This window comes from Streptomyces albicerus (genome assembly GCF_008905045.1).
Taxonomy (GTDB): Bacteria; Actinomycetota; Actinomycetes; order Streptomycetales; family Streptomycetaceae; genus Streptomyces; species Streptomyces albicerus.
In genome coordinates, this window is the sequence record NZ_VWMY01000013.1 from 187,166 (window position 1) to 197,479 (window position 10,314).

The 10,314-nt window shown below is 68.4% G+C and carries 12 protein-coding genes; 4 read left to right on the forward strand and 8 right to left on the reverse strand.

Annotated elements, in window-relative coordinates; all coding sequences use genetic code 11:
- Positions 1 to 14: 14 nt before the first annotated feature.
- Both GAS53_RS13760 and GAS53_RS13765 read right to left on the reverse strand, forming a co-directional pair.
- Entirely contained in the window at positions 15 to 1,100 is a 1,086-nt protein-coding gene (locus GAS53_RS13760) for an aspartate-semialdehyde dehydrogenase (RefSeq protein WP_151477795.1), read from the reverse strand.
- Positions 1,100 to 2,374: an aspartate kinase gene (locus tag GAS53_RS13765; protein ID WP_151477796.1), complete on the reverse strand. Its 1,275-nt coding sequence runs from the start codon at positions 2,372 to 2,374 to the stop codon at positions 1,100 to 1,102. The genes GAS53_RS13760 and GAS53_RS13765 overlap by 1 nt, the downstream gene beginning before the upstream one ends.
- 287 nt (positions 2,375 to 2,661) lie before the next feature.
- Here GAS53_RS13765 and GAS53_RS13770 point away from each other — a divergent pair, with 287 nt between their 5' ends.
- Complete coding sequence (locus tag GAS53_RS13770; RefSeq protein ID WP_151477797.1) at positions 2,662 to 3,429, forward strand: response regulator transcription factor; 768 nt, start codon at positions 2,662 to 2,664, stop codon at positions 3,427 to 3,429.
- A complete protein-coding gene (locus tag GAS53_RS13775; RefSeq protein WP_151477798.1) occupies positions 3,426 to 4,823 on the forward strand; it encodes a sensor histidine kinase in 1,398 nt (465 codons plus the stop codon). Before GAS53_RS13770 ends, GAS53_RS13775 begins: the two co-directional genes overlap by 4 nt.
- On the opposite strand, the gene GAS53_RS13780 is transcribed toward GAS53_RS13775, so the two are convergent.
- Complete coding sequence (locus GAS53_RS13780; RefSeq protein WP_151477799.1) at positions 4,786 to 5,307, reverse strand: SgcJ/EcaC family oxidoreductase; 522 nt, start codon at positions 5,305 to 5,307, stop codon at positions 4,786 to 4,788. The two genes, GAS53_RS13775 and GAS53_RS13780, sit on opposite strands and share 38 nt — an antisense overlap.
- A 284-nt stretch (positions 5,308 to 5,591) precedes the next feature.
- On the opposite strand from GAS53_RS13780, the gene GAS53_RS13785 reads away from it, so the two are divergent.
- The gene (locus GAS53_RS13785) at positions 5,592 to 6,335 is read left to right on the forward strand and encodes a sulfite exporter TauE/SafE family protein (RefSeq protein ID WP_225858902.1); all 744 of its coding nucleotides are present in this window, start codon (positions 5,592 to 5,594) and stop codon (positions 6,333 to 6,335) included.
- A gap of 26 nt (positions 6,336 to 6,361) precedes the next feature.
- On the opposite strand, the gene GAS53_RS13790 is transcribed toward GAS53_RS13785, so the two are convergent.
- From GAS53_RS13790 to GAS53_RS13805, 4 genes are all read right to left on the reverse strand, one after another.
- Positions 6,362 to 6,943: a Uma2 family endonuclease gene (locus GAS53_RS13790; RefSeq protein ID WP_151477800.1), complete on the reverse strand. Its 582-nt coding sequence runs from the start codon at positions 6,941 to 6,943 to the stop codon at positions 6,362 to 6,364.
- A 240-nt stretch (positions 6,944 to 7,183) separates the two neighbouring features.
- Positions 7,184 to 8,227: a hypothetical protein gene (locus GAS53_RS13795; RefSeq protein WP_318722242.1), complete on the reverse strand. Its 1,044-nt coding sequence runs from the start codon at positions 8,225 to 8,227 to the stop codon at positions 7,184 to 7,186.
- Positions 8,228 to 8,543: 316 nt separating this feature from the next.
- Positions 8,544 to 8,732 carry a DUF397 domain-containing protein gene (locus tag GAS53_RS13800; protein WP_151477802.1) on the reverse strand — a complete coding sequence of 63 codons (189 nt, stop codon included), beginning with the start codon at positions 8,730 to 8,732 and terminating at the stop codon, positions 8,544 to 8,546.
- Complete coding sequence (locus tag GAS53_RS13805) at positions 8,729 to 9,541, reverse strand: helix-turn-helix domain-containing protein (protein ID WP_225858903.1); 813 nt, start codon at positions 9,539 to 9,541, stop codon at positions 8,729 to 8,731. Before GAS53_RS13805 ends, GAS53_RS13800 begins: the two co-directional genes overlap by 4 nt.
- A gap of 84 nt (positions 9,542 to 9,625) precedes the next feature.
- Here GAS53_RS13805 and GAS53_RS13810 point away from each other — a divergent pair, with 84 nt between their 5' ends.
- The gene (locus GAS53_RS13810) at positions 9,626 to 10,036 is read left to right on the forward strand and encodes a hypothetical protein (RefSeq protein ID WP_404829215.1); all 411 of its coding nucleotides are present in this window, start codon (positions 9,626 to 9,628) and stop codon (positions 10,034 to 10,036) included.
- A gap of 1 nt (position 10,037) precedes the next feature.
- Here GAS53_RS13810 and GAS53_RS13815 read toward each other — a convergent pair.
- The coding region (locus GAS53_RS13815) for a tetratricopeptide repeat protein (RefSeq protein WP_151477804.1) at positions 10,038 to 10,314 on the reverse strand (277 nt) is incomplete at its 5' end.

Consider the following 10,314-nt stretch of genomic DNA (forward strand, 5'->3'; position numbering starts at 1 on the left):
CAGCTCCGGGTGAGTCACAGCTCCGCCGCCACCAACTCCGCGATCTGCGCGGTGTTCAGCGCGGCGCCCTTGCGCAGATTGTCCCCGCACACGAACAGCTCGAGGGCCGTCGGATCGTCGAGCGCCCGCCGCACGCGCCCCACCCACGTGGGATCCGTGCCCACCACGTCGGCCGGCGTCGGGAACTCCCCGGCCGCCGGATTGTCGAAGAGCACCACGCCGGGCGCCGTGGCGAGAATCTCCCGCGCCCGGTCCACCGTCACCTCGCCCTGGAAACGGGCGTGGACGGTCAGCGAGTGCGTGGTGACGACCGGCACGCGTACGCACGTGACGGCGACGCGCAGGTCCGGCAGCCCGAGGATCTTGCGGGACTCGTCCCGCACCTTCATCTCCTCCGAGGACCAGCCGTCCTCCCGAGGCGTCCCGGCCCACGGCACCACGTTGAGCGCCACCGGCTCCGGGAACGGCCCGGTGTTGTCCCCCACGGCCCGCCGTACGTCACCGGGGGTGGTCCCCAGTTCCGTACCGGCGACGAGCGACAGTTGCTGCCGCAACGTGTCGACGCCCCGGCGTCCGGCCCCGCTCACGGCCTGGTACGAGGACACCACCAGCTCGCTCAGTCCGAACTCGGCGTGCAGCGCGCCCAGGGCCACGATCATGGACAGGGTCGTGCAGTTGGGGTTGGAGATGATGCCGCGCGGCCGGACGCGGGCGGCGTGCGGATTGACCTCCGGCACCACCAGCGGCACCTCGGGGTCCATCCGGAACGCGCCGGAGTTGTCGACCACGACGGCGCCCTTGGCGGCCGCGAGCGGCGCCCACCGCTCCGCCACTTCGTCGGGTACGTCGAACATGGCGACGTCGACCCCGTCGAAGGCCTCCTCCGTCAGGGCCACCACCTCGACCTCCTCGCCGCGCACGGCCAGCTTGCGGCCGGCCGAGCGCGGCGAGGCGATCAGGCGGATCTCGCCCCAGATGTCCGCGTGCTGGGACAGGATCTGGAGCATGACCGTGCCGACGGCCCCGGTCGCTCCCACGACCGCGAGCGTCGGCCCTACGGATCCGGGTCGCACGGTCCCGGATCCCACAGTCCTGGCCATCAGCGGCCGGTGCCTCCGTAGACGACGGCCTCGTCGCTGTCGGAGTCGAGCCCGAAGGCGGTGTGCACGGCGCGCACGGCTTCGTTGACGTCGTCCTGGCGGGTCACCACCGAGATGCGGATCTCGGAGGTCGAGATCAGCTCGATGTTGACGCCCGCGTCGGACAGCGCCTGGAAGAAGGAGGCGGTGACGCCCGGGTTGGTCTTCATACCCGCGCCGACCAGGGAGATCTTGCCGATCTGGTCGTCGTAGCGCAGCGAGTCGAAGCCGATCGCGCCCTTCGCCTTCTCCAGAGCGTTCATGGCCTTGTGGCCCTCGGTCTTGGGGAGCGTGAAGGAGATGTCGGTGAGGCCCGTGGAGGCCGCGGACACGTTCTGCACGATCATGTCGATGTTGATCTCGGCGTCCGCGATGGCGCGGAAGATCACCGCGGCCTCGCCCGGCTTGTCCGGGACGCCGACGACCGTGATCTTCGCTTCGGAGACGTCGTGGGCGACTCCGGAGATGATGGCGTGCTCCACCTGAGTGTCCCCTTGCGGATTCTCGTTGCTGACCCACGTGCCCGGCAGTCCGGAGAAGGACGAGCGGACGTGGATCGGGATGTTGTAACGGCGTGCGTACTCGACGCAGCGGTGCAGCAGCACCTTGGAACCGGAGGCGGCGAGCTCCAGCATGTCCTCGGAGGAGATCCAGTCGATCTTCCGGGCCTTCTTCACCACCCGCGGGTCGGCGGTGAACACACCGTCGACGTCCGTGTAGATCTCGCAGACCTCGGCGTCGAGGGCGGCGGCCAGCGCGACGGCGGTCGTGTCGGACCCGCCGCGCCCCAGCGTGGTGATGTCCTTCTTGTCCTGGCTGACGCCCTGGAACCCGGCGACGATCGCGATGTTGCCCTCGTCGAGCGCCGTCCTGATGCGGCCGGGCGTGACATCGATGATCCGCGCTTTGTTGTGGACCGAGTCGGTGATCACGCCTGCCTGGCTACCGGTGAACGACTGGGCTTCATGCCCCAGGTTTTTGATCGCCATCGCCAGCAGGGCCATGGAGATCCGCTCTCCGGCGGTCAGCAGCATGTCGAACTCACGCCCGGCAGGGATCGGGGATACCTGCTCGGCGAGATCGATCAACTCATCCGTCGTGTCACCCATCGCCGACACCACGACAACGACCTGATGGCCGTTCTTCTTGGCGTCGACGATCCGCTTGGCGACACGCTTGATGCCCTCGGCATCGGCTACGGAGGAGCCTCCGTACTTCTGCACGACAAGGCCCACGTGCGCTCCTCGCTCAATCCGTCTCGTACCGCACGACTGCGGTCGGCTCAGTCTAACGAGCGGCCGAATTCCACCCCGGGGATACCGCATCGTGAGATGTCCCGCTCACGACTTGATCACCCCGGTCGTCCGGCCCCGTCGGCCGAAATCGGTTCGGCTTCCGGTCGTCCGGCCATCCGGCCGCTCCAGGACCGCATCTGCCCTGCCCACCCCCACCTCACTCGGAAAGTGCGCCTCGTCACACCCGTGGCCCATCACCTCAACTTTCAAGCACTAAGGTTCCGCCTGTGCGCGTACTCCTGGTGGAAGACGACGAGCCGGTCGCCCAGTCGCTCCGGCGTGGGCTGCTGCGATACGGCTTCGAGGTGACGTGGGTCGCCACGGGCGGCGCCGCCCTGGCCCACGAGAGTCCGTACGACGTCGTGCTGCTCGATCTCGGGCTGCCCGACACCGACGGTCTCGACGTCTGCAAGGCGCTGCGGGAGCGCGGCAACGTGCCGATCATCGTGATCAGCGCCCGCAGCGACGAGACGGACCGCGTGGTCGGCCTGGAACTCGGCGCCGACGACTACGTCTCGAAGCCCTTCGGCGTCCGTGAGGTCATCGCCCGTATAAGGGCGGTGATGCGGCGCGTCCAGCCGCGCACGGCGGCGGAGAGCGGCCCCGACCGGTACGGCTCCCGGCTGACCATCGATCGCAAGGCGGCCCGCGTACGGCTGGACGGCGAGGAAGTCGCCCTGGCGCCCAAGGAGTACGACCTGCTCGCCTTCCTCACCGAGGAGCCGGGCGCGCTGATGTCGCGCGAACAGATCATGGAAGCGGTCTGGGACGCGAACTGGTTCGGGCCGACGAAGACGCTGGACGTCCATGTGGCGGCGCTGCGGCGGAAGTTGGCGGGGGCGATCACGATCGAGGCGGTACGCGGAGTCGGCTTCCGCCTGGAGATCGTCAACGGCGGCGACACCGGTAGCGGCACCGGCAGCGGCACCGGCAGCGGCACTGGCACTGGCACTGGCACTGGCACTGGCAGCGGAACCGGTAGCGACACCTCATGATCCGCCAGCTCATCCGCAGCTACATCCTGCTCGTCGCGATCGCCATCGCGCTGTTCACCGTCCCGGTGGCGTTCACGCTCACCGACCAACTGCGCGACGACACCAAGCTGTCCGTCCTGCGCGAGGCCAGAACCATGGCTCTGCTGCTGGGCAACGGCAACTCCGCGTCCTGCCAGGCACTGGACGAGATGGCCAGCGCGTACGGCGACCAGACACCCGGCGAGGTCCAGGTGACCACCACCGGCGGCAGGAGTTGCGCGCCGGATCTGCCCCGGCCGAAGCAGGACGCGGCGCTGACGAAGGCGCTGCAGCGCGGGGGCGACACGACCGACTGGGGCTCGGACTTCATCTGGGGAAGCCACCTGGTGATCACCATCCCCGCCCGCGAGGCCACGGCGGCGGACGGCGCGGCCAAGGGCCCGGTCGTGGGCGCCGTACGGATCACGTACTCGACCAACACGCTCACCGCCCGGCTGTGGACCATCTGGGGCTTCCGGGCCGGTCTCGCCGTCGCCGTCCTGGCGGCGGCGGCCGGTCTCGGCGCCATCGTGGCCCGCCGCCTCACCCGGCCGCTGCGCCAGCTCAACCACATGGCGACCCGCCTCAGCGACGGCGACCTGACGGCACGCTCGCCGGTCACGGGCCCGCACGAGACCCAGCAGTTGGCCCGCACGCTCAACTCGGCCGGTGAACGCCTCGACAGCCTGATCGCCGCGCAGCGGATCTTCGTCGCCGACGCCTCCCATCAGCTGCGTACGCCACTGACGGCGCTCCGACTGTCCCTGGACAACATCGCGGACGGGGTCGACGACGATTTCGTACGGGAGGACGTGGAGCAGGCCACCTCCGAGGTGGTACGGATGAGCCGCCTGGTGAACGGCCTGCTGGTGCTCGCGCGCGCGGAGGCGAAGGTGTCGGCGGCCGAGCCGCTGCCGCTGCTGGACGTGATCGAGGAACGCTTCTCGGTGTGGAGGCCTGCCGCCGACGAACGAGGCGTCACCATTGCGCTGGAGGAGGAGGTCGACGGCCGGCCGCTCGTGCTGGCCAGCCCGGGGAACCTGGACCAGGTCCTCGACAACGTGCTGTCGAACGCCCTTGAGGTGTCCCCGGACGGCGGCACGATCACCGTCCGGGTGGCGGCCCGTGCCGACGAGGTGGTGCTGTCCGTGCTGGACCAGGGGCCCGGCATGTCCGACGCGGAGCAGTCCCGCGCCTTCGACCGCTTCTGGCGCGGCCAGGGCCTGACGGGCCGGGCCGGCTCGGGGCTCGGCCTGGCCATCGTCAAGCAACTGGTCACGGATGACGGCGGTGCGGTGGCGCTGCGGGACGCCCCTGGTGGAGGGCTGTGCGTCCGCTTCAGCTTGCGGCGGGCAGCGCCGAGGAGTGGTGGTTGACGATCAGCCACTCGCCGCCGCGCTTCTCGTACTCGAAGGTGAAGCGGGCCTTGGTCGTGGTCTTCTCACCGGTCTTCGGGTCCGTGAGGTGGAAGTCGTACAGACCGGCGTCGATCGCCGAGTTGGAGTCGAGGACGTTGACGACCGACTTGACGATCTCGCCCTTCGGCTTCTTCGCCAGGAAGTGCTCCATGTAGTCGACGATGCCCGCGCGGTCGGTACGGACCTCGGGCGAAAGGGTCGGCAGCAGCACCGCGTCGGGGGCGTAGAGGTCGGCGACCTTCTCCGGGTCTCTGGTCTGCAGCGCCGCGTTCCACTGGTCGAAGAGGCCGGCGATTTCCTTCTTGCTGGGCTTCGCGGAGTAGGTCTTGGCATGCTTGGTCTTGTGCTCGGGGGTGGCCTGGCTCACGCCGACGGTGACGGATCCGGCGGCCACGAGGGCGGCGGCGACGATCGCTGCGCGGGTACGTATGTGACGCTTCATCACAACTCCTGTGCGGTGGGGGTTGGTTTACTCCCTGGTGAGTTCCTGAGGAGTCCCTGGGGAGTGATCCCAACCCTCTCGTCACACGGGTAAAGCCCTGTCCAGCACATGTCCAGCACAGATCCAAGGTTCGTCCAATTCAGGAAAAGCCCTGACGGGTCGACTGATCGCGTCGGTTCATGTTTCCCCGGTGGACATGTATCCGGTGTCCTCCGTCGGCATGATTCCGATACGCGACGCAGACAGTGGAAGGGCCGTCCATGACAGGCGACTTGGCAGGAGGCATGGCAGGGGCCATGACAGGTGGCTGGGAAGCCGGCCTGCTGCTGAGCGGGATCGTGCTGCTCGGTTCCTGCGTGCAGTGGCTCACCGGCATGGGCTTCGCCCTCGTCGCCGTACCCGCACTCGTGCTGCTGCTCGGCCCGGCGCAGGGCGTCGTCCTCGCCAACTGCGCCGCCGGCGCCATCTGCGTGGTCGGCCTCGCGGGCGGCTGGCGGCAGGTACGGCTGCGCGCCATGGTGCCGCTGTGCGTGGCGGCGGCATGCACGGTGCCGGTCGGCACCTGGCTGGCCCGACGCCTCCCCGAGCCAACGCTGCTGGTGTGCATGGGCGCGCTGGTGACAGTGGCCGTGCTGGTAGTCATGCGGGGCAGCCGCGTCCCCGCTCTGCGCGGCACCGGCGGCGCCCTGGCCGCCGGCGCCGCGGGCGGCTTCATGAACTCGGCCGCGGGGGTGGGCGGCCCGCCGGTCTCTCTGTACGCGGTCAACGCGGGGTGGCCGGTACGGGAGTTCGTGCCGAACGCGTTCTTCTACGGGGTGGTGGTGAACGCGTTTTCCGTCGCCTCGAACGGGATGCCCCAACTGAGCGCGCCGATCTGGGCGTTGGCGGGGGCGGGGATGGTGGTGGGGGGATTGATCGGCAGAGGGCTCGCGGAGCGGGTGCCGGAGAAGCAGGCCCGCATGCTGGTGTTGCTGCTGGCGCTGATCGGCGGGCTCACGACTCTGGGGAAGGGGGTGTGGGGGCTATGACCAGCCCTCACACCCTCACGCCCTTCTCAGTCCACGAACTCCTTGAGCTGCTCGGTCTCCAGGGTCAGGCCGACAGGGGCCGGGATCTTGACGGATGCCCCGAAGGGCTCCTTCACCTGACGGCGGTAGCGACCGTCCTCCGGATCCGTGAAGACGGTGACCGAGCAGTCGTCACGGTCGATGAGGAGGTATACGGGGATGCCTGCGGCCGCGTAGCCGTCGGGCTTCTCCACGCGGTCACGCTGGTGGGTATCGGAGTCGTACGACGTGACCTCCACGGCCAGCAGAGCGGCCTCGGCCTCCGACCACTCACCCTGCCCCTTGAGACCACCCACCGGAACGAGCACTCCATCCGCACGGGCCCGCCCCTTGCGATACCGCTCCGTCTTCAGGCCGCTCTCCGCATGCAGCCAAAGGTCGGGGCGATATTGCATGCACAGCCGTTGCAGCCACGCGATGATCTCGCGGTGATTGCCGTCCGCCATGGGCTTGACCACGACCTTCCCGTTGATGAACTCCAGCCACACGCTCTCGGGCGCATGGCGCTCCAGCTCCTCGAATTCCTCGACGGACATCTGGGGCCGGTGATCTGCGGTCATGGGGGTCATGGCGTCGCCTCCTTGACTCCATGGTGCCCCGACCGGCACGTCCTGCACGCTCATACGCCGCCGTCCTCTCTCGATGGGCTGTCGCTCTCGTCGTCGCGGGCCCCGAAAAGCCGGCGGGTCCATGCCCTGGCCTCCGCTCGTTCCTCTTCGGTGATGGGCCCGCGCTCCGCCTCGTACTCCCGCATGGCCGGGCGATAAGGCCCGCGTCGAGCCGCAGAGCCAGGTGCCCGTTCTCGACCGTCACGGCTTCCAGCGCCTCGGCGGAAGGCCGTTCGCGATGCGGTCGCGGTTGTCGCGGTAGTGGTAGTGGACGCGGTCCTCGATGGGCACGGGGCGGAACGTGTCGGGCACGGGCCCGCCGGTACGGCTCTCGAGCTTCCCCTTGAGGATCTGAGCGGACCTGGTCCCCATGTAGGCGATCTCCTCGAAGCCCTTCTTGACGTCCTCCGGCGTCATCCCCAGCTCCGCCTCCTCCGCGCGACAGTCCTCGCACACGCCCCGGACGATCTTCGCCGTCCGCTCGTCCGCGTCGCAGGTGGCGCACGCCATGATCACGCGGGTCACGCGGGCGCGGAGGGGACGACCGGGGCCGCTCTCGACGGTGTCGTTCTTCTGCGGGGGCATCTTGCTCTCCAATCGGGTACGGGCGAATCCGCCCGGGTTGGTGACGGTGGGCGGCAGTCCGTCGGTCAGTGCGCGGGCGATGTCGGCCGGGGTGGCGCCTCGTGACAGCCACTCGACGGCGAGGGGTTCGAGCGCTCGGCACTCGGCTTCGGAAAGGGACATACGAGGGGCTGCGACGCGGAGCCCGGCGAGTGCGCGGTACGCGGTGCTGGGCTCGGGGGTCGTCGCGTCGAGTTGTTCGGCCTCTTGGGCCTGTTCGGCCCGTTCGACTTCAGGAGTGGGCTGCGGGGCCGGCGCCTCGGTCCGGGCCAGGCCCGGCTGGTGGTTCTGCGTTACGTCCTTGCCGTGGCGCTCGCGCGCGAACTCCGTCCACCACTCCACGGACCTGGGCGTACGCGACCAGTACGTCCGCGTGACCCATCGCATCGAGTTGTCCTCGACGGTGATGTGTTCCTTGATCCAGCGCAGGTGGCCGAACTCGGTGAGGCTCCTGAGGGACGTACGGGATGCCTGCTGGCCGTAGCGGGGGTGCTCGGCCGCGATCACCTTGTGGCCCATGGCGTGGCCGTCGTCGAGATGGTCGATGAAGACGGCGAATTCGGCGTCCCGGGGGCACAGATGCGCGAAGTCCGCGTCCGCGTGCGGGGATTCGTCACCCACGGCGCGTTTTCCGTAACCCGTTTTGGCCATGGGGTGGGTGGGGCGCGGCAGGGCAGGGCTAGGCTGTGAGTAAGCCACGATCGAGCCTCATTCGATCCGTAGGTCTAGGCCTCGGACTCCGGTGTTCCCGCACCGGACCGAGGCCGATCTTTTGCCGCGAACCTAGAGTGACTTTACGTTCCGAAGCAAGCTGATCACGGAACGTCACCCTTACGAGTTACGCGCCCTCAACTCACGTACAGACTTGGTTGGTTGGGTAGTTCCCGCCATCAAAACCAAAACCCAGAACCCATGGGAAGAGCTCGGGTCCCGGGGCTCAAGCTCCGGGCTGAACTGCGGAGATGAAGGCGGACCAGGCGGGGGCGGGGAACGCCAACTCCGGGCTGGTGGGGGTGAGTTTGGTGTCGCGTATGTGGGTGGTGGTGGGAGTGAGGGCGACCTCGACGCAGTCGGAACCTTCAGAGTCGCTGTAGCTGGACTTGAACCACTTCAGCTGCTCGCTCACAGGTCCTCCATCATCCGCTCGATGAAGGTGACCGACTCAACAGGGCCGAGGGCCACCGCACGGATCATGCTAAGCCGCTCGGTGTGCTTCCAGACCACTTCAGCATCAGAGGTGAACTGGCTCACCGACTGTCCCTCCGACAGCGCGTAGCGCTCGCGGCCACGGGTCTCCATCAGCACCATCGGCCCCATGAGAGCAGCCGGGATCGACCGCGCGAAAGGCAGCACCTGGATCGTGACGTTGTTGCGGCTCCCCGCAGCCAGCAGATGGAGCAGTTGCTCCTTGTCGACCAGCGGGCCGCGCAACACCGCCTCGTACAGCACGAAACTCAAAGCCACCGGAGGCTTGCGCGTGAGCAGTTCCTGGCGCTCCATCCGCGCCGCAACTCGCTCCTCGACCGTCTCCTCTTCGAGGGGCGGACAGTGGTTGCCGATCAGCGCCCGCGCGTGCGGCTCCGTCTGCAACAGCCCAGAGATCAGCGCCACTTCATACGACCAGCGACTGATCGCCTGCTGCTCGAACACCATGAAGTCCTGAGCCCGAGCCGGGAACTTCTCCCTCTGCAGGTAATCCTTCGCGGCGCTCAGCAACCCCTCCGCCCGGCACAACTCGTCCGCCGCATCGAGCACACGCGGCGTCGGCATGCGCACGCCCTGCTCCATGGACTTGATGGTGTCCGGAGAGTAGCTGGCGGCGGCACCCAACTCCTCACGGCTGACGTTCGCCTTGATACGCCACCGCTTCATCTGGTTACCGCTGTAACGCCAGTTGATCGGCGACGGTGAAGAGGCGTTGTACTGAACTGACACTGCGGCCACCTCCGACTGATACACCCCGGCGTGTATCCCCTCGGTCACTACCGAGCGTAGCCGCCCGACCGCCACCGTGTGACCATGACGAACGCACTCCCCCACTACCGCCCCACCTGGGTCCCCCTCGCCGGCCACCAACTCCGCGTCTCCGGCGTCCACTTCGACGCGGTCCGCATCCAGGGGGTGCGTGGCGAACAGGTCGCCGCAAACCTCATCGAGGCGGCGGACGGTGACGCGGGGCCCGTCGTCTGCGAGGCGGTCGGGTTCCGGTGGATGTACTTCCTGCTGGCACCGGGGGCGGCGAGAGCGTGCTCGTGGCCGATGGGCGTGCAGCGGTTCGGCGGGGCCGGGAGCCGGACAGTCACGTACATCGGGATTCCGGCGCTGGACGGGAACACGTGGCCGTTGCAGTGGTACAGCGAGCCGACGGTTACGGCGCCTTATGTGGGGGCGGGGCGGTTGCGGGCTGTGCTGGGGGTGGTTGGGTTGTAGGTCATGGTTCTTGCGCACGCATAAAGGACAGATTCCCGCGGACGATCCTCGTCGTCGGGTGGTCCTCACCCAGCACCCGGAGGCAGTCGGCCAGCGCCCGCTCGTACAACGGGATCGCCCGCCCCAAATCCTCCGCCGCCACATACGCGCCGGCAAGGTTGTTCCGGGAGATCAGCGTGTCCGGGTGCCGCTCACCCAACAGCCGCACACGCACCTCCAACGTCCGCTCGAACAACGGAATCGCCCGCCCCAAATCCCCCGCCAACCTATACACGTCA